The following is a 17,750-nucleotide window of genomic DNA, read 5'->3' on the forward strand; positions in this document are numbered from 1 at the left end:
TCCCGCCGCGCCGGGGAATGTCGTGAATAACGGGCGCAGCGGCGGAGCACGGTCCGGAAGACGCGGTGCGGGGAGGGGAACGTTCGATGGGTACCGATCACATCCGGCGCTGGGAGTCGGGGGCCCTCGCGCACGCGGTCACGGACCCGTTCGGCCAGGGCCCGCTGCCCTGGCTCCGCGGCAGCGAGAACTACTTCGACGACACGGGGCGCATCGTCCCCTGGTACGTCGATCCGGCCGTCGCCCTCGACGAGCCCGGCATCCCCCGGCCCCGCCGCGGCTCCGGCAGTTCCTCCCCCCGCACGGCCGACGACGTCCACCAGCAGATCAAGGGATTCGTCTCCACCGGCGCGGTGGCCCCGGGCGAGGCCCTGGACTTCCACATCGCGGTCAACCCGCCCCAGCAGTTCGGCGTGGACATCTACCGCATCGGCCACTACGCCGGTGACGGCGCGGCGAAGATCACCACCAGCCCGCGGCTCTCCGGGATCGCCCAGCCCGCCCCGCTCACCGCCGACCGCACGGTCTCCTGCCACCACTGGTGGCTCTCCTGGCGGCTCCACGTCCCCAGCTACTGGAGCACCGGCGCCTACGTCGCCGTCCTCACCACCGCCGACGGCTACCGCAGCCACGTCCCGTTCACCGTCCGCGACGACCACCCCGCGGACCTGCTGCTCGTACTGCCCGAGGTCACCTGGCAGGCGTACAACCTCTTCCCGGAGGACGGCCGCACCGGCGCCAGCCTCTACCACGCCTGGGACGAGGAGGGCCGGCTGCTGGGCGAGGAGGACGCGGCGGTCACCATCTCCTTCGACCGCCCCTACGCCGGTGCCGGGCTCCCCCTCCACGTCGGCCACGCCTACGACTTCATCCGCTGGGCCGAGCGCTACGGCTACGACCTCGCCTACGCCGACACCCGCGACCTGCACGCCGGCCGCGTCGACCCCAGCCGCTACCGGGGCCTGGTCTTCCCCGGCCACGACGAGTACTGGACCGTCCCCATGCGCCGTGCCGCCGAGCGCGCCCGGGACGGCGGCACCTCCCTCGTCTTCCTCTCCGCCAACACCATGTACTGGCAGGTGGAGCTCTCCCCGTCGGCCTCCGGCGTCCCCGACCGCCTGCTGACCTGCCGCAAGCGCCAAGGGCCGGGCCGCTCCGCCCTTTGGCGCGAACAGGGCGCCCCCGAGCAGCAGTTGCTCGGCATCCAGTACCTCGGTCATGTCCCCGAGCCCCATCCGCTGATCGTGCGGAACGCCGGGCACTGGCTGTGGGAGGCCACCGGCGCCGGCGAGGGCGAGGAACTCCCCGGACTCGTCGCGGGCGAGGCCGACCGCTACTTCCCCCGCACCGCCCTGCCCGAGCACACCCACCGGAAGCTCCTGGCCCACTCCCCGTACGAGGACGGGGCGGGCGCCCTCCGCCACCAGGAAACGTCGATCTACCGCGCCCCCAGCGGCGCCCTGGTCTTCGCCTCCGGCACCTTCGCCTGGTCCCCGGCGCTCGACCGGCCGGGCCACACGGACCCGCGCGTCCAGCGGGCCACGGCCAACCTCCTCGACCGCATCTGCAAACGGGACTGAGGCGGGGCCGGGCACCGGCCGGGTACGGCGGAGTGCGCCGGGCAGGCGGAGAGGGACGGCCGGAGCGGCCCCGGACGGGCTTCCCGTTCGCAGGAGCACCCTGGACGGGCCGCGCCGACGCCTATGCGGAAGAATCGGAAGCTGTCCAGGACCGACCGATGGAGGGCAGTGTGTCCGGATTCGTAGGGAAGCCCGAGCCGGTGCAGGTACCCGGCCTGGTACATCTGCACACCGGCAAGGTGCGCGATCTGTACCGGAACGAGGCCGGTGACCTGGTGATGGTGGCCAGCGACCGCATCTCGGCCTATGACTGGGTGCTGCCCACCGAGATCCCCGGCAAGGGCCGCGTCCTCACCCAGCTCTCCCTGTGGTGGTTCGACCTCCTCGCCGACCTCATCCCGAACCACGTGCTGAGCACCGAACTCCCCGAGGGCGCCCCCGCCGACTGGGAGGGCCGCACCACGATCTGCCGCTCGCTGCGGATGGTCCCGGTCGAGTGCGTCGCCCGCGGCTATCTGACCGGCTCCGGCCTCGCCGAGTACGAGCGCGACCGCACGGTCTGCGGGCTCGCCCTCCCCGAGGGCCTCACCGACGGCTCCGAGCTGCCCGCGCCGATCTTCACCCCGGCGACCAAGGCCGCCGTCGGCGACCACGACGAGAACGTCAGCTACGAGGAGGCCGCCCGCCGGGTCGGCGCCGACACCGCCGCCCGGCTGCGGCAGACCACCCTCGCCGTCTACAGCCGGGCCCGCGAGGTGGCCCGCGAGCGCGGCATCATCCTCGCCGACACCAAGTTCGAGTTCGGCTTCGTGGAGACGGGTGGCGGGGCCGGGTCCGCCGACGAGGGCGGCAACGAGCTCGTCGGCGACCGGGACCTGCTGCTCGCGGACGAGGTCCTCACCCCCGACTCCTCCCGCTTCTGGCCCGCGGACCAGTGGGAGCCGGGACGTGCCCAGCCGTCCTTCGACAAGCAGTTCGTCCGGGACTGGCTGACCTCCCCCGCCTCCGGCTGGGACCGGCACAGCGAGCAGCCGCCGCCGGAACTCCCCGCCGAGATCGTCGAGCGCACGGCGGCGAAGTACATCGAGGCGTACGAGCGGCTGACCGGCACGGCCTGGTCGTAACCGAACGCCGGAGGGCCCCGGTCGTGATGACCGGGGCCCTCGGGGAACGAGCGGACGACGAGATTCGAACTCGCGACCCTCACCTTGGCAAGGTGATGCTCTACCAACTGAGCCACGTCCGCCTGCGCCGCACATCGCCGTGCGGTGCGCCTCCCACTATAGCCAACCCCGCTCCCGTGCGATGCGCACGGCCGTGTGACGGTTCTCGGCGGAGAGCTTCGCGGCGGCGGCCGAGAGATAGTTGCGCACCGTCCCCGGGGAGAGCCCGGCCCGCCGCGCGATCTCGGCGACGGGCGCCCCGTCGGCCGCCAGTTCCAGCAGCTGCGCCTCGCGGGCGGTCAGGGGCGAGTCACCGGCGCTGATCGCGTCGGCCGCCAACTCCGGGTCCACATAGCGCTGTCCGGCGTGCACCGTACGGATGATCTCGGCCAGCCGCCGGGCGGAGACCGTCTTGGGCAGGAACCCGCGCACCCCGGCGGCGAGAGCCCGCTTGAGATGGCCGGGACGGCCGTAACTGGTGACGATCATGCTCCGGCAGGCCGGCAGCTCGGTGCGGAGCGATGTGGCGACCGCCACACCGTCGAGGCCCGGCATCAGCAGATCCAGCACCGCCACGTCCGGACGGTGCGCCCGGGCCATGGCCAGCGCCTCCGGCCCGGTGGCCGCCTCGGCGACGATCAGCAGGTCCTCCTCCAGGGAGAGCAGGGCGGCCAGGGCGCCCCGGATCAGATGCTCGTCATCGGCGAGCAGCACCCGTACCGGCGCCCCGGCGGACGCCGCGTCCGCCGACCCGGCGTTCGCGGATCCCGCCTCCGGCCCCGCGCCACCGGCGCTCCCGGGTCCACCGCCCCGGTCACCGCGCCCCTCCGTCCCCTGTCCGTCCCATCGTGTTTGCCGCCGGCCGACCCGGAGCCGGGACGGCCACGTCCGCCCGGGCCCCCCGGTTCCCGCAGGGGTCCGGGCGGAGGAATCCCCGTCCACGCCGCGCACCCCCGCCTCCGTGTCCGCACCGGCGCCCGTCCCGGCCGCGGCGCCGGTCTCCGAGCCTCCGGGGCCGGTCACGCCGTCCGGCACTTCAGCCGTCAGACGGAAGCCGCACCCGGCCAGCGGGCCGGCCGTGACCGTACCGCCCGCCTCCGCCAGTCGCTGCCGCAGTCCCGCGAGACCCGAGCCCGCACCACCGTCCGCGCCCGCTGAGGTGTCCGTGTGGCCGCCGTCCGGTCGCGGCGGGCCCCCGGGGCCGCCGTCCGGCACGCCGTCGTTCTCCATCACCAGGACGGTCGTCCGCCCGCCGTCCGGAGCCCTCCCCGGCCGTACCCGGATCGCGCAGTGCCGGGCCTCCGCGTGCCGCAGCACATTGGTCGTGCCCTCCCGGACCACCCAGCCCAGCGCCGAGCGGGCCGCCGGCGACAACCCGCCGGGATGCCGGTCGTCGATCCGGCAGTCGATGCCGGCCGAGCGCAGCACGGCGCCCGCGCCGACCAGTTCCGTGTGCAGATCGGCCTCCCGGTAGCCGCGGACGACCTCCCGGACCTCCCGCTGCGACTCCTGCGCGATCCGCTGGACCTCCACCATCTGGTCCACGGCGGCCGCCGAACCGCGCCGCGACAACTGGGCGGCCAGCTCGCTCTTGAGGGCGACCACGGCCAGGTTCCGTCCCATCACGTCGTGCATGTCCCGGGCGAACCGCAGCCGTTCCTCGGCGACGGCCAGCCGGGCCTGCACCGTCCGGGACTCCTCCAGCTCGTACATCACGGCCAGCATCCACACCGAGCAGCGCACTGTGAAGGCGGACCAGGCGCAGGAGAAGACCAGCCCCAGGGCGGTACCGGCGAGCAGCTGCCGGTCCACCCCGGCGACCGCGAACCCGGCGAGCACCGCGGCCACCCAGCCCGCCTCCACCAGGACGACGGTGCGCAGCGGCGCCAGCAGCGCGTACGGGGCGAGGAACGGGATCACGGTCAGGGACGCCAGCAGCACGGGCAGGCCCCCGTCGCCCAGGGCGTCGCCGGCCGCCAGGACGGCCACCGGCACCAGCGCCGCGGTCATCAGCGCGACCCCGGCCACCGTCTCCCCGCGGGGCACCGTGCCCCGGCCCCGGTACTGGTCGATCCCCCGCCGCAGCAGCCGCACCGCGGACACCGCCTGCGCCGGCGCGACCAGGGCGAGCAGGACGGCCGCCCCGTTCTCCACTGCTCCGCCGAGGCCCTTGGAAGCGGTGGCCGCCAGCAGGAAGAGCGTGTACGGCGGGATCAGCCAGATCATGACGTACAGCGAGCCGCGCGTGTAGAGATCGACCTGCGCGATCCTGCTGCGCTTCCCCAACGGCCCCGCGCCCCGAACACCCGCCCGAACACCCGCCGGTCCCTTCGTCGTTCCGCAGCCGTCCCCGGCCGTCCCCGGCCGTCCCCGGGAGCAGCCCCGCCCGTCCCGCCCCGCGCCGCGAGCGCTCAGCGCCGCGGCTCCCAGCGGAACCACCGTCGCACGGCGTACCCCGCGAGGGCCGTCCAGGCCACCGCGAGGAGCAGCGCCCGGACCGTCCCGCCGCCCGCCGCGGTCTCACCGAGCCAGCCGGTCCGCACCAGCTCCACGACCGGGGTGAACGGCAGCACACCCAGCGCGTCCGCCAACCGGTCCGGCATCAGCTCCAGGGGCACCACCAGCCCGGAGCCCAGGAACGACACCATCATCAGCGGCAGCACCGTGACCTGAGCGCTCTCCACGGTACGGGTCACCGTCGCCGTCGCCGCGGCCAGCACGGACAGCAGGACGACGCCCAGGACCAGCCCGGCCACCAGCAGCTCCGGCCGCCGGGGTGCCGTGAGATCGAGCAGCGCGGTTCCCGCGACGACGAGCAGGGCGCACTGGGCGAGCGCCAGGCCGGCGGTGGGCAGTGCGGTCCCGGCCAGGATCTCCGGGTCCGTCGGCTCCCCCGTCCGCAGCCGTTTGAGCACCAGCTCCTCCCGGCGGGCGACGTAGGCCGCGACCAGATTGGTGTACACGACGAGAATCAGGACGGCACCGATGCCACCGGTCATCGTCACCCCGCCCGCACTGAGCCCGGTCCCGCCCAGATCCGTTTCGGCGACCGAGGTGCTGATCAGCCAGACCATGCCGATCGGCATCAGCAGCGCCGTGAAGAGCGCCGTCCGGTTCCGCAGGAGGAGGGTGAACTCGGCCCGTCCCAGGGCCGTCATCCGCGCCGCCGTCGCGCTCATCGAGGCCATCACCGCTCCACTCCCGTCCCCGTCGTCTCCTTCGCACCGGCCCCGCCGTGCACCGCTCCGGAGGCCGCTTCCGCCGCGGCGCCCTCCGGCGCGCCCGGCGCCGCGTCCGAGCGCGCGATGGCGAGGAACGCCTCCTCAAGCGAGGCCGAGCGCGCGTCCAGCCCGTCGAGGGCCAGCCCTTTCTCCCCGGCCCAGCGCAGCAGGACTCCCAGCGACTCCTGGAGCCCGTCGGTCCGGATCTCCACCCACCGGTCGTCCCCGACGGCGGCGCGCAGCGACAGCGGCAGCTCGCCCGGCGCCACCCCGTCCGGCAGCAGGAACCGGATCCGGGACGGCCGCGAGGCCGTCACCTCGGCCGGGCTCCCGGAGACGACGATCCGGCCCTGCCGCATGATGGCGAGCCGGTCCGCCAGGGATTCGGCCTCCTCCAGATAGTGGGTGGTGAGCAGGACGGTGGTGCCGGCGTCGCGCAGCCCGCGCACCAGTCGCCAGGTCTCACGCCGCCCCTCCGCGTCGAGCCCGGTGGTGGGCTCGTCCAGGAACAGCACCTCGGGCCGGCCGAGCAGGGCCATCGCCAGATCGAGCCGCCGCCGCTCACCGCCCGAGAGCTGCTTGACCCGCACCCGGGCCCGTCCCGCCAGCCCGGTCATCTCCAGGGCCTCGCCGGGGGGCCGGGCGCCGGTGGTGCAGCCGGCCCACATCCGGGCCGTCTCCGCCACCGTCAGATCGGAGGGAAAGCCGCCCTCCTGGAGCATCACGCCGATCCGGGGCCGGACGGCGGGCCGCTCCCGGTACGGATCGCGGCCCAGCACACGGATCCGTCCGCCGGTGGGGGCGGCCAGTCCTTCCAGCAGCTCCACGGTGGAGGTCTTGCCCGCCCCGTTCGTGCCGAGCAGGGCGAAGAGCTCGCCCCGCGCCACGGAGAAGGTGAGTCCCCGTACGGCGTCGAATCCGCCCCGTCCGGCGGGCCCGTACCGCCGCCGCAGGTCCGTGACGTCGATCACTCTTGCGTCGCTGTCCATGCCTCCGAGTCTCGCGGCGGTGCCGGAGCGCGGTAAGTGCGTGGTGTCACCGCCGCGCATGACAAATGCCATGAGGGGCGGGCCGGGGCACCGGGGAATCCATCCCCGGCGGGCCGCGGGGGATCGCGAGACGGAACGACGAAGGCCCCGGTCGCGATGACCGGGGCCTTCAACCCGAGCGGACGACGAGATTCGAACTCGCGACCCTCACCTTGGCAAGGTGATGCTCTACCAACTGAGCCACGTCCGCATGCCTCCGAGAAGCTTTCACCTCTCGGCGCGAGCACTACTCTACCTGATCCATTCGACTGGTCGACTGGTCCGGTGAGTAATGAGAGCGGGTGACAGGGATCGCACACTGCGCCTCCCTCTTGGAAAGAGGGCGCTCTACTACTGAGCTACACCCGCGTGGCTCCTCGGGGCCCGGCCTTCCGGCCTCGCCCCTCGGCGTGCTCCAGACTTTAGCCGATCAACGGGGGTGGAGCGCAAGTCGGTTCAGCTCGCGGCCTCGAAGGCCTCGTAGACCTTCTTCGGGATGCGCCCGCGGGGCGGGACGTCCATGCCGTGGGACCGGGCCCAGGCGCGGACGGTGGCCGGGTCCGGGGCGACCGCGGTGCGGCGGTACGTCCGGCCGGACCGGGACCGCTTGCGGCCGGCCTCGACGTAGGGCGCCAGAACTCCCCGCAGCTTCTTCGCATTCGAAGTGCTGAGGTCGATCTCGTACGTCTTGCCGTCGAGACCGAACATGACCGTTTCCGCCGCTTCCCCGCCGTCGATGTCGTCGGAGAGTGTGACCACTACGCGCTGAGCCACGGATATCGGTCCTTTCTGCCGGCGTCACCACCATGACATGCGGTGATGGTGTACGCCGTGGTGATCGGGGACAGGGCTAATTCATTTGTACAGGCATGGGCATTGCATGGTGAAACCCTGTGAATTCCCATGCGGGCGTCACAGGGCAATCAAGACCGTACGTTTTCTCTGCCGGTTTTTCCACAACAGTTACGGCGCCCGATACGCGAATGTGACCGCCGAGGCGATATCTACCCGCGTAGATTTCCCGGCCGGGTAGGCTGGGGTACACCTAGCCGGGGGTCCGGGGAGTCAGCTCCCCGCAGGACTTCGGGGCTCCGGGGCCGTACCCCGGATCACTTTGGGCCCGATGGCGCGCCTCCGGAATGACACAGCCGCACCACCACACCACCGGGAGTGCCAGTGGCACGCGTCGTAGTCGACGTCATGCTCAAGCCGGAGATCCTCGATCCGCAGGGCCAGGCGGTGCAGCGTGCACTGCCCCGCCTCGGCTTCGCCGGAATCTCCGACGTACGCCAGGGAAAGCGCTTCGAACTCGAACTGGACGGACCGGCCGACGACGCCGCGCTCGCCCGGGTCCGGGAGATGGCCGAGACCTTTCTCGCGAACACCGTCATCGAGGACTTCACCGTCCGGGTCGAGGAAACCGTGAAGGCGGAATCGTGACCGCTCGTATCGGAGTCATCACTTTTCCCGGCAGCCTCGACGACGGGGACACCCGGCGCGCGATCCGGCTGGCCGGCGCCGAACCCGTCACCCTCTGGCACCGCGACAAGGAGCTGAAGCAGGTCGACGCCGTCGTCCTGCCCGGCGGCTTCTCCTACGGCGACTACCTCCGCGCCGGTGCCATCTCCCGTTTCTCGCCGGTCATGGAGACGCTGATCGACGAGGCCCGGGGCGGCCTCCCGGTGCTCGGCATCTGCAACGGCTTCCAGGTGCTCGCCGAGACGCATCTGCTGCCCGGCGCCATGCTGCGCAACAACCACCTCCACTTCATCTGCCGGGAGCAGAAGCTCCGCGTGGAGAACGCGGAGACCTCCTGGACCACCGACTTCACCGCCGGCCAGGAGATCCACATCCCGCTCAAGAACGTGGACGGCCGCTATGTCGCCGACGAGCGCACCCTCGACATGCTGGAGGCGGAGGGCCGCGTCGTCTTCCGCTACCGCGATCTGAACCCCAACGGTTCGCTGCGCGACATCGCCGGCATCACCAACGAGGCCGGCAACGTCGTCGGCCTCATGCCGCACCCGGAGCACGCCGTCGACCCGATGGTCGGCACCGGCGGCACGGACGGCCTCGGATTCTTCACCTCGATCCTGAAGAAGCTGGTCAGCGCATGAGCCTCGACACCACCAAGCACGCCGCGGACACCCCCGAGACCGAGCAGCCCTGGGCCGAGCTCGGCCTCAAGCAGGACGAGTACGAGCGCATCCGGGAGATCCTCGGCCGCCGCCCGACCGGCGCCGAGCTCGCGATGTACTCCGTCATGTGGTCGGAGCACTGCTCGTACAAGTCGAGCAAGGTGCACCTCAAGCAGTTCGGCGAGAAGGCCCCGGAGAACGACGCCATGCTCGTCGGCATCGGCGAGAACGCCGGCGTCGTGGACGTCGGCCAGGGCTACGCCGTCACCTTCAAGGTCGAGTCGCACAACCACCCGTCGTACGTCGAGCCCTACCAGGGCGCGGCCACCGGCGTCGGCGGCATCGTCCGCGACATCCTCGCCATGGGCGCCCGCCCGGTCGCCGTCATGGACCCGCTGCGCTTCGGTGCCGCGGACCACGAGGACACCAAGCGGGTGCTGCCCGGCGTCGTCTCCGGTATCGGCGGCTACGGCAACTGCCTGGGCCTGCCCAACATCGGCGGCGAGGTCGTCTTCGACCCCTGCTACCAGGGCAACCCGCTGGTCAACGCGCTCTGCGTGGGCGTGATGAAGCACGAGGACATCCACCTCGCCAAGGCGTCCGGCACCGGCAACAAGGTGATCCTCTACGGCGCCCGCACCGGCGGCGACGGCATCGGCGGCGTCTCCGTGCTGGCCTCGGAGACCTTCGAGTCCACCGGCCCCGCCAAGCGCCCGGCCGTCCAGGTCGGCGACCCGTTCCAGGAGAAGCTCCTCATCGAGTGCACCCTGGAGATCTTCGCCGAGGACCTCGTCGCCGGTATCCAGGACCTCGGCGGCGCCGGTCTCTCCTGCGCCACCAGCGAGCTGGCGAGCGCCGGCTCCGGCGGTATGCGCGTCGAGCTGGACACCGTGCCGCTGCGCGACGCCAGCCTCTCGCCCGAGGAGATCCTCATGAGCGAGTCGCAGGAGCGGATGTGCGCGATCGTCGAGCCGGACAAGGTCGGCCGCTTCCTGGAGATCTGCGAGAAGTGGGACGTCATCGCCACCGTCATCGGTGAGGTCACCGACGGCGACCGGCTGGAGATCTACTGGCACGGCGAGCAGATCGTCGACGTACCGCCGCGCACCGTCGCCCACGAGGGCCCCGTCTACCACCGGCCGTACGCCCGGCCGGACTGGCAGGACGCCCTCCAGGCCGACGACGCCGGCAGGCTGCCCCGCCCGGCGGACGCCGCGGAACTGCGCGAGCAGGTGCTCCGGCTGGTGGCCTCGCCGAACCAGGCGTCGAAGAGCTGGGTCACGGACCAGTACGACCGCTTCGTCCAGGGGAACACGGTCCTCGCCCAGCCCGAGGACTCCGGCATGATCCGCGTCGACGAGGAGACCAACCTCGGCGTCGCGGTCGCCACGGACGGCAACGGCCGCTACGCCAAGCTCGACCCGTACACGGGCGCCCAGCTGGCCCTGGCCGAGTCGTACCGCAACGTCGCCGCCTCCGGTGCCAAGCCGCTCGCCGTCACCGACTGCCTCAACTTCGGCTCGCCGGAGGACCCGGCGGTCATGTGGCAGTTCGCGGAGGCCTGCCGCGGGCTGGCCGACGCCTGCCTGGAGCTGGGCACGCCCGTCACCGGCGGCAATGTCTCGCTGTACAACCAGACCGGTGAGACGGCCATCCACCCGACCCCGGTGGTCGGGGTGCTGGGCGTCATCGACGACGTCACCCGCCGCACCCCCATGGCCTTCGCCGAGGAGGGCCAGCTCGTCTACCTCCTCGGGGAGACCCGGGAGGAGCTGGGCGGCTCGGCCTGGTCCCAGGTGGTCCACGGGCATCTCGGCGGGCTTCCGCCGAAGGTGGACCTGGCGCGCGAGAAGCTGCTCGCCGAGATTCTGATCGCGGGCTCCCGCGACGGCATGATCGACGCGGCGCACGACCTCTCCGACGGCGGCCTGATCCAGGCGGTCACCGAGTCCTGCCTCAAGGGCGGCAAGGGCGTCCGGCTGGTCGTCCCGGAGGGTCAGGACCCGTTCGTGTTCCTCTTCTCCGAGTCGGCGGGCCGCGCGATCGTCGCGGTGCCGCGGAGCGAGGAGCTCCGCTTCACCGACATGTGCGGCGCGCGGGGCCTGCCGGCCACCCGCGTCGGCGTGATCGACGGCGACGCGGTGGAGGTGCAGGGCCAGTTCTCCCTCCCGCTGGCCGAGCTGCGCGATGCGCACGAGGCGACGATCCCGGCGCTGCTGGCCTGACCGGCCCGCACTCCGGAACCGCTTCGCGCGGTCGCCCCGGCCGCCCGGCCACCCGGGTTGTCACGGCCCCGTCCACTCCGGTGGGCGGGGCCGTCGCGCTGTCCGGGGGCGGGGTGTGCGGGCGCGCGGGCGACGTGCGGGCCGGAGTCCCCGCCTCCGCCTTCCCGGCCCAGCGTTGTCAAGGATTACGTAATTACGTAGGGTGGGCCTCGTGGAAGGCGGAGAAGCCATGGCACTGGAGGAGCGGGTCACCGCGCTGGAGCGGCGGCTGGCCGAGCTGGAGGGGACGGAGGGCCGGAAGGACCGGCCGGCCGTCACCGAGCGCCCGGACTTCTGGGCGCTGGACGGGCTCAAAGCCCGGCTGCCGGAGTCCGGAGCGGAGAGCGGTGGCGTGCTGTTCACCGGGTCCGTCCGGCTGCCCACCGGTGAGCAGTACGAGTGGCAGTACGGACTGCCCACGGAACAGCTGCTGGCGGACTCGTGGGAGGACGCCGCCGAGGCGTTCGCCGCGCTGGGACGCCCCGTGCGGCTGCGGCTGCTCCGGGAGATACTCGGCGGCCGCCGTACGGCGGCGGAGCTGACCGAGCTGGCGGAGGTCGGCACGACCGGGCAGGTCTACCACCATCTGCGGCAGCTGACCGCCGCCGGATGGCTGCGGTCGTCGGGCCGTGCGGGATACGAGGTCCCGGCCGGCCGGGTGGTCCCGCTGCTCGTCGCGCTCGCCGCAGCCGGGCACTGACCACGGCCCGGTCCGGCCGGGCGCCGAGCACGCCGGGGACGCCGCCCGCACCGGCATCCGTGCCGGTGCCGCTGTCCGCACGGGACCGCTGTCCGCACGACACGTGAACCGAACCGACACACCGCAGGGGGAACCGGCGATGTCCTTGATCCACGCGCTCAAGCAGGTGCGGCCGTACTACTACGGTCTGCTGGCGCTCCTCATCGTGCTCGACCTGGTGTGGCTCGACGCCGTCCGCGACGTCCCCCTGTGGGTCATCGGGCTGGTCCTGGCGTTCGGCCTCGCGGCCGAGTTCCTTCCCGCCCGCTCGCAGCGACGGCCCCGGGCCGAGCGGCGGGAGAACCCGGGGGAACCCCCGGCCGCCGAGGTGGAGCCGCCGGTCTCCGGGCGGTGGCGGGCGCTCAACAGCCCGGCGGACAAGGTGCCCAGCCACGGCACCCGCGTCTACGGGCAGTCCCACGCCATCGACCTCGTGCGGGAGGCGGAGCCCGGGGAGCCGGCCCGGCCGGGGTTCGGCTGGTGGCCCGTCGTCCGCCGGAACCAGGAGTTCCCCGCTTTCGGGGAGCCGGTACTGGCCGTCGCCGACGGCACCGTGGTGCGGGTCCGGGATGGGCGCCGCGACCATCTCAGCCGCACCTCCTGGCCCGCTCTGCTGTACTTCTTCGCCGAGGCCATGGTCCGCGGCTGCGGCACCCCGGCCGCCGTCGTCGGCAACCACGTGGTGCTCGACCTGGGGGACGGCACCTACGCCCTCTACGCCCATCTGCGCCGCCGGTCGGCGGCCGTCCGCGAGGGGGACCGGGTGAGCGCCGGGCAGCGGCTGGCCGGGACCGGCAACAGCGGCAACTCGACCGAGCCGCATCTGCATTTCCAGCTGATGGACCGCCCCGACCCCCTGGAGGCCCGGGGCATCCCGTTCCACTGGCGCGGCACAGGTGTGCCGGCGAACGGCGAGGTCTTCACGGTTCCGGGACCGCGGGGCGGCGGAGGCGGCGGGGGCGGCGCGGCGAAGGGCGCGTCCGGGGCAGGCCGGAGAGGGGCGTGACGGATGGTCCGGATCCGAACGGCCTCCGGGCGGGGCCCCCGCGCCGGGCTCTAGGCTCGCCCGTATGACCTCGCGAGCGCGCAAGCCACGCCCCCGCAGCTACGACCCCGCCCGGACCCGTGCGGCGCTGGACGCCGAGGTACGGGCCGTACGGGAGGCCGTCCGCGTCCTCTGCGCGGCTCCGGACGCCCCCGAACTGCTGGAGGCCCCGTCCGGGCTGCCGGGCTGGACGGTCCGGGACCTGGTGGTGCACATCGCCGTCTGCCTGGACTTCCTCCCGCGCCGGCTGGCCGAGGAGCCGGGACCGGCCAAGCCGGACCTGGACCTCCAGGGCTACCTCGCCCGGTTCGGGTCGGACGGGAAGGACCTGGCCGCCGGGGTCGCGGAGACGGCGGTGCGGGAGGCCGCCGCCCTGCCCGGCACCGGCGCGGCCGTACTGGACCGGTTCGACACCGCGGCGGCCCGGCTGGCCGGGACGGTCGCGGAGACGGACGCCCGCAGCACGGTCCGCACCCTCTTCGGGGTGATGACCGTCGACGACTTCCTGGTCACCCGGCTGCTGGAGGCGGTGGTGCACGGTGACGACCTGACGGCCGCCACCGGCACGGCCGTCTCCCACGACCGGCAGGCGCTGGCCGCGGTGGTCCGGCTCACCGCCGACGCGCTCGCCGCGAAGGCGCCGGGCGGGTCCGTCGAGGTGCGCATCCCGCCGTTCGCGGTCGTGCAGTGCGTCGAGGGACCCCGGCACACCCGGGGCACCCCGCCCAACGTCGTCGAGACCAACCCGCTGACCTGGATCCGGCTGGCCACCGGCCGCAGGCCCTGGGCCGAGGCGCTGGACGCGGCCGAGGTCTCCGCGAGCGGCGAGCGCGCGGATCTCTCCGGGCTGCTCCCGGTCCTGGGCTGACCGGCCCGCGCCGCCGCTCCGGGCCCGCCTCCGCACCCTCCGGCCGGGTCTCCCCGCTGTGCCGGGGGCGGCCTCACCGCCGTCCGGTGGCACCCCCGCGGCCGCACGCGGTGCCTCCCCCCGGCAGGGGACGCGGGCTCCGGCGGACCGTGACCTTCGACACCGCTCCCGGCCACGGTGAACCGGGCCGCGGGGCCCGCCGGCGGGCGGGCCCGAGCGGTCCCCGTCCGGCCGTGCGGAGCCCGTCCGCACCCGGCCCGGGCGCTCGTACACCTCTCCCACCAGGGACTCCGCCGATGTGCCGGCCTCCGCACGCTCCCCGCCCCGGAGCAGCGGAGAACGGCGGCCCGGCCGAGCCCTCCCCGCTTCCGTCCTGTCCGGGAAAGCCCTTGCGCCGGAATCCCCGGTTCGGACGAACCCGCAACCTGTCCTAGACTCGGTGACGTGCCACGTGGTGACGGACGACTCAGCCACGATCTCCTTCCCGGGGAGAAAGGCCCCCAGGACGCCTGCGGCGTCTTCGGTGTCTGGGCCCCGGGAGAAGAGGTCGCCAAACTCACCTATTTCGGGCTGTACGCGCTGCAGCACCGTGGACAGGAGTCCGCGGGCATCGCTGTGAGCAACGGCTCCCAGATCCTCGTCTTCAAGGACATGGGCCTGGTCTCCCAGGTCTTCGACGAGACCTCGCTCGGCTCCCTCCGGGGCCACATCGCCGTGGGCCACGCCCGCTACTCCACCACCGGTGCCTCGGTGTGGGAGAACGCGCAGCCGACGTTCCGTGCCACCGCGCACGGCTCCATCGCGCTCGGCCACAACGGCAATCTCGTCAACAGCCACGAGCTGGCCGCGATGGTCTCCGAGCTGCCCCGGGAGAACGGCCGCGCCTCCCAGGTCGCCGCCACCAACGACACCGACCTCGTCACCGCGCTGCTGGCCGGCCAGGTCGACGAGGACGGCAAGCCGCTGACCGTCGAACAGGCGGCGCCGATCGTGCTGCCCAAGGTCCAGGGCGCCTTCTCCCTCGTCTTCATGGACGAGCACACCCTCTACGCGGCCCGTGACCCGCAGGGCGTCCGCCCGCTGGTCCTCGGCCGGCTGGAACGCGGCTGGGTCGTGGCGAGCGAGACCGCCGCCCTCGACATCTGCGGCGCGAGCTTCATCCGCGAGATCGAGCCCGGCGAGATGATCGCCGTCGACGAGAACGGGCTGCGCTCCTCCCGCTTCACCGAGGCCCGCCCCCGCGGCTGCGTCTTCGAGTACGTCTACCTCGCGCGTCCCGACACCGACATCGCCGGCCGCAACGTCTACCTCTCCCGGGTGGAGATGGGCCGCAGGCTGGCCGCCGAGGCCCCCGCCGAGGCGGACCTGGTGATACCCACACCCGAGTCCGGCACCCCGGCCGCCGTGGGCTACGCCGAGGCCAGCGGCATCCCGTACGGTTCCGGGCTGGTCAAGAACAGCTATGTGGGCCGGACCTTCATCCAGCCGAGCCAGACCATCCGCCAGCTCGGCATCCGGCTCAAGCTCAACCCGCTCAAGGAAGTCATCCGCGGCAAGCGGCTGGTGGTCGTCGACGACTCGATCGTCCGCGGCAACACCCAGCGCGCCCTGGTCCGGATGCTCCGCGAGGCGGGCGCCGCCGAGATCCACGTCCGGATCTCCTCCCCGCCGATCAAGTGGCCGTGCTTCTTCGGCATCGACTTCGCCACCCGGGCCGAGCTGATCGCCAACGGGCTGTCCGTCGAGGAGATCGGCAAGTCCCTGGGCGCCGACTCGCTCGCGTACATCTCGATCGACTCGATGGTCGAGGCGACGACGATCCCGAAGAACGAGCTCTGCCGGGCCTGCTTCGACGGCGAGTACCCGATGGACCTGCCGGACCCGGAGCTGCTGGGCAAGCACCTGCTGGAGTCCGAGACGGCGGAGCCCGGCCGCACCGACGCGGACGGCCTGGTCTCGCCGACCGCGGGGGTCGGCGGCGCGGACGCCCTGCGCCGCCCGTAGTCCGGCCGTTCCGCCGCCCCGCCCGTACCGGGGCGCTTGTCCACCGAGCCCCGGCCCGAGCCCCAAGCCCGAGCCCCAGCCACCGAGCGACGAAAGACTGAGGCGTCATGTCCGAGAGCACCGCTGCCGGCCGTCCGACGGCGTCCTACAAGACGGCGGGCGTCGACATCGAGGCGGGCGACCGCGCGGTCGAGCTGATGAAGCAGTGGGTGAAGAAGGCCACCCGCCCCGAGGTCGTGGGCGGTCTCGGCGGCTTCGCCGGGCTCTTCGACGCCTCCGTCCTCAAGCGCTACGAGCGCCCGCTGCTGGCGTCCGCCACGGACGGCGTCGGCACCAAGGTCGACATCGCCCGCCGCATGGGCGTGTACGACACGATCGGCCGCGACCTGGTCGGCATGGTCGTGGACGACCTGGTGGTGTGCGGTGCCGAGCCGCTGTTCATGACCGACTACATCGCCGTCGGCAAGGTCCGCCCGGAGCGGGTGGCGGCCATCGTCAAGGGCATCGCCGAGGGCTGCGTGCTGGCGGGCTGCGCGCTCGTCGGCGGGGAGACCGCGGAGCACCCGGGGCTGCTGGAGCCGGACGACTTCGACGTCGCCGGGGCCGGCACGGGCGTGGTCGAGGCCGACCGCCTGCTGGGCGCCGAACGGATCCGCGCGGGTGACGCGGTGATCGCCATGGCCTCGTCCGGTCTGCACTCGAACGGGTACTCGCTCGTCCGCCATGTGCTCTTCGACGGGGCGGGCTACGCGCTGGACCGCGAGATCCCCGAGTTCGGCCGGACCCTCGGCGAGGAACTGCTGGAGCCGACCCGGATCTACTCGCTGGACTGCCTGGCGCTCACCCGCACCACCGAGGTGCACGCCTTCTCGCACATCACCGGCGGCGGCCTCGCCAACAACCTCGCCCGAGTGATCCCGGACGGCCTGCACGCCACCGTGGACCGCGCCACCTGGACCCCGGCCCCGGTCTTCGGCCTGGTCGGCTCGGCCGGATCGGTCGAGCGCAACGAGCTGGAGAAGACGCTCAACATGGGCGTCGGCATGATCGCGGTGGTGGCGCCGGAAGGAGCCGACGCCGCCCTGGCCACGCTGGCCGACCGCGGCGTGGACGCCTGGATCTGCGGGGAGATCACCGACCGCGGGGAGAGCGGCGAGCACGCCGAGGCGGTGGCCCTGACCGGCGACTACGCCGTGTGACGGGCGGTACCCGGTATGCACGGTCGCCCCGGAACGGCGCAACACCTCGCGGTACCGGTCGTGATGATGGCCGGTACCGCGAGGCGGGCGACGCCGGAGGACAGCACAGAACCCGGTCCGGGGGCGGGCCCTCGGACCGGGTCTGTTGTGTGCGTGCCGGGGACGCGGACGCCGCGGCGTCAGGCGCGGCGGCGTGAGGAATGGTCGGAGGCTTGCGCCTCCTCGTCCTCGTCCTCGTCGTCGTTGTACAGCTCCGCGTACTGTGCGTACGGGTCGTCGTCCGGCTCATCGTCCGCGAAGCGCTCGCCGTTCGGCGGCTGTTTCGTCGTCGATGCGCCCAGCTCGTCGGCCAGCCGTGAGAGGTCAGTCCCACCGCTGTTGTACTTCAGCTGGCGGGCGACCTTCGTCTGCTTGGCCTTGGCCCGGCCGCGCCCCATGGCTCGACCCCCTCGATTGCGGGGCTCGACGGCCCCAGAGTCTTGACACGCGTTCATGATCCGG

Annotated in this window: 15 protein-coding genes, 3 tRNA genes and 1 pseudogene; 10 read left to right on the forward strand and 9 right to left on the reverse strand. The window is 73.0% G+C overall.

From position 1 onward, the window contains the following. Positions 1-86 precede the first annotated feature (86 nt). Together E4N63_RS17055 and E4N63_RS17060 are read left to right on the forward strand one after the other, a co-directional pair. The gene (locus E4N63_RS17055) at positions 87-1,580 is read left to right on the forward strand and encodes a N,N-dimethylformamidase beta subunit family domain-containing protein (RefSeq protein ID WP_125626212.1); all 1,494 of its coding nucleotides are present in this window, start codon (positions 87-89) and stop codon (positions 1,578-1,580) included. Positions 1,581-1,750: 170 nt separating this feature from the next. Then, a complete protein-coding gene (locus E4N63_RS17060) occupies positions 1,751-2,704 on the forward strand; it encodes a phosphoribosylaminoimidazolesuccinocarboxamide synthase (RefSeq protein WP_125626211.1) in 954 nt (317 codons plus the stop codon). 49 nt (positions 2,705-2,753) lie between these two features. On the opposite strand, the gene E4N63_RS17065 is transcribed toward E4N63_RS17060, so the two are convergent. From E4N63_RS17065 to E4N63_RS17100, 8 genes and pseudogenes are all read right to left on the reverse strand, one after another. Beyond that, a tRNA-Gly gene (locus E4N63_RS17065) sits at positions 2,754-2,826 on the reverse strand. Between the two features lie 34 nt (positions 2,827-2,860). Beyond that, on the reverse strand, positions 2,861-3,457 hold the full coding sequence (locus E4N63_RS17070; protein ID WP_228429592.1) for a response regulator transcription factor: 597 nt from the start codon (positions 3,455-3,457) through the stop codon (positions 2,861-2,863). 753 nt (positions 3,458-4,210) lie between these two features. Further along, positions 4,211-4,969 (reverse strand): annotated as a pseudogene (locus E4N63_RS31170) (histidine kinase); the annotation flags it as partial. A gap of 185 nt (positions 4,970-5,154) precedes the next feature. After that, positions 5,155-5,931 (reverse strand): ABC transporter permease, encoded by a 777-nt coding sequence (locus E4N63_RS17080; protein WP_228429455.1) that lies wholly within the window; start codon positions 5,929-5,931, stop codon positions 5,155-5,157. After that, positions 5,931-6,953 carry an ABC transporter ATP-binding protein gene (locus tag E4N63_RS17085; protein WP_125625451.1) on the reverse strand — a complete coding sequence of 341 codons (1,023 nt, stop codon included), beginning with the start codon at positions 6,951-6,953 and terminating at the stop codon, positions 5,931-5,933. The genes E4N63_RS17080 and E4N63_RS17085 overlap by 1 nt, the downstream gene beginning before the upstream one ends. A gap of 177 nt (positions 6,954-7,130) precedes the next feature. Further along, positions 7,131-7,203 (reverse strand) — tRNA-Gly (locus E4N63_RS17090). An 86-nt stretch (positions 7,204-7,289) separates the two neighbouring features. After that, positions 7,290-7,361 (reverse strand) — tRNA-Gly (locus E4N63_RS17095). An 87-nt stretch (positions 7,362-7,448) separates the two neighbouring features. Beyond that, entirely contained in the window at positions 7,449-7,766 is a 318-nt protein-coding gene (locus E4N63_RS17100; protein ID WP_043463578.1) for an Lsr2 family protein, read from the reverse strand. Between the two features lie 402 nt (positions 7,767-8,168). Here E4N63_RS17100 and purS point away from each other — a divergent pair, with 402 nt between their 5' ends. The 8 genes from purS to purM all read left to right on the forward strand — a co-directional run bounded on the left by purS (position 8,169) and on the right by purM (position 17,249). Next, a complete protein-coding gene (gene purS, locus E4N63_RS17105; protein ID WP_019707179.1) occupies positions 8,169-8,432 on the forward strand; it encodes a phosphoribosylformylglycinamidine synthase subunit PurS in 264 nt (87 codons plus the stop codon). Further along, positions 8,429-9,109 (forward strand): phosphoribosylformylglycinamidine synthase subunit PurQ, encoded by a 681-nt coding sequence (gene purQ / locus E4N63_RS17110; RefSeq protein ID WP_043463575.1) that lies wholly within the window; start codon positions 8,429-8,431, stop codon positions 9,107-9,109. Before purS ends, purQ begins: the two co-directional genes overlap by 4 nt. Then, on the forward strand, positions 9,106-11,355 hold the full coding sequence (gene purL / locus E4N63_RS17115; RefSeq protein ID WP_125625452.1) for a phosphoribosylformylglycinamidine synthase subunit PurL: 2,250 nt from the start codon (positions 9,106-9,108) through the stop codon (positions 11,353-11,355). Before purQ ends, purL begins: the two co-directional genes overlap by 4 nt. 229 nt (positions 11,356-11,584) lie before the next feature. Further along, positions 11,585-12,094 (forward strand): helix-turn-helix transcriptional regulator, encoded by a 510-nt coding sequence (locus tag E4N63_RS17120; protein ID WP_230242521.1) that lies wholly within the window; start codon positions 11,585-11,587, stop codon positions 12,092-12,094. A gap of 139 nt (positions 12,095-12,233) precedes the next feature. Next, positions 12,234-13,139: a M23 family metallopeptidase gene (locus E4N63_RS17125; protein WP_230241087.1), complete on the forward strand. Its 906-nt coding sequence runs from the start codon at positions 12,234-12,236 to the stop codon at positions 13,137-13,139. Positions 13,140-13,203: 64 nt separating this feature from the next. Next, on the forward strand, positions 13,204-14,046 hold the full coding sequence (locus E4N63_RS17130) for a sterol carrier family protein (protein ID WP_125625454.1): 843 nt from the start codon (positions 13,204-13,206) through the stop codon (positions 14,044-14,046). A gap of 444 nt (positions 14,047-14,490) precedes the next feature. Beyond that, on the forward strand, positions 14,491-16,050 hold the full coding sequence (purF, locus tag E4N63_RS17135) for an amidophosphoribosyltransferase (protein ID WP_125625455.1): 1,560 nt from the start codon (positions 14,491-14,493) through the stop codon (positions 16,048-16,050). Between the two features lie 107 nt (positions 16,051-16,157). After that, the gene (gene purM / locus E4N63_RS17140) at positions 16,158-17,249 is read left to right on the forward strand and encodes a phosphoribosylformylglycinamidine cyclo-ligase (RefSeq protein ID WP_230241088.1); all 1,092 of its coding nucleotides are present in this window, start codon (positions 16,158-16,160) and stop codon (positions 17,247-17,249) included. A gap of 179 nt (positions 17,250-17,428) precedes the next feature. Here the strand turns inward: purM and E4N63_RS17145 are convergent, their stop codons facing one another. After that, entirely contained in the window at positions 17,429-17,686 is a 258-nt protein-coding gene (locus E4N63_RS17145) for a DUF3073 domain-containing protein (protein WP_019707171.1), read from the reverse strand. Positions 17,687-17,750 lie beyond the last annotated feature (64 nt).

This window comes from Streptomyces sp. MNU89 (genome assembly GCF_020982505.1).
In the GTDB taxonomy this organism is placed as follows: Bacteria; Actinomycetota; Actinomycetes; order Streptomycetales; family Streptomycetaceae; genus Streptomyces; species Streptomyces xinghaiensis.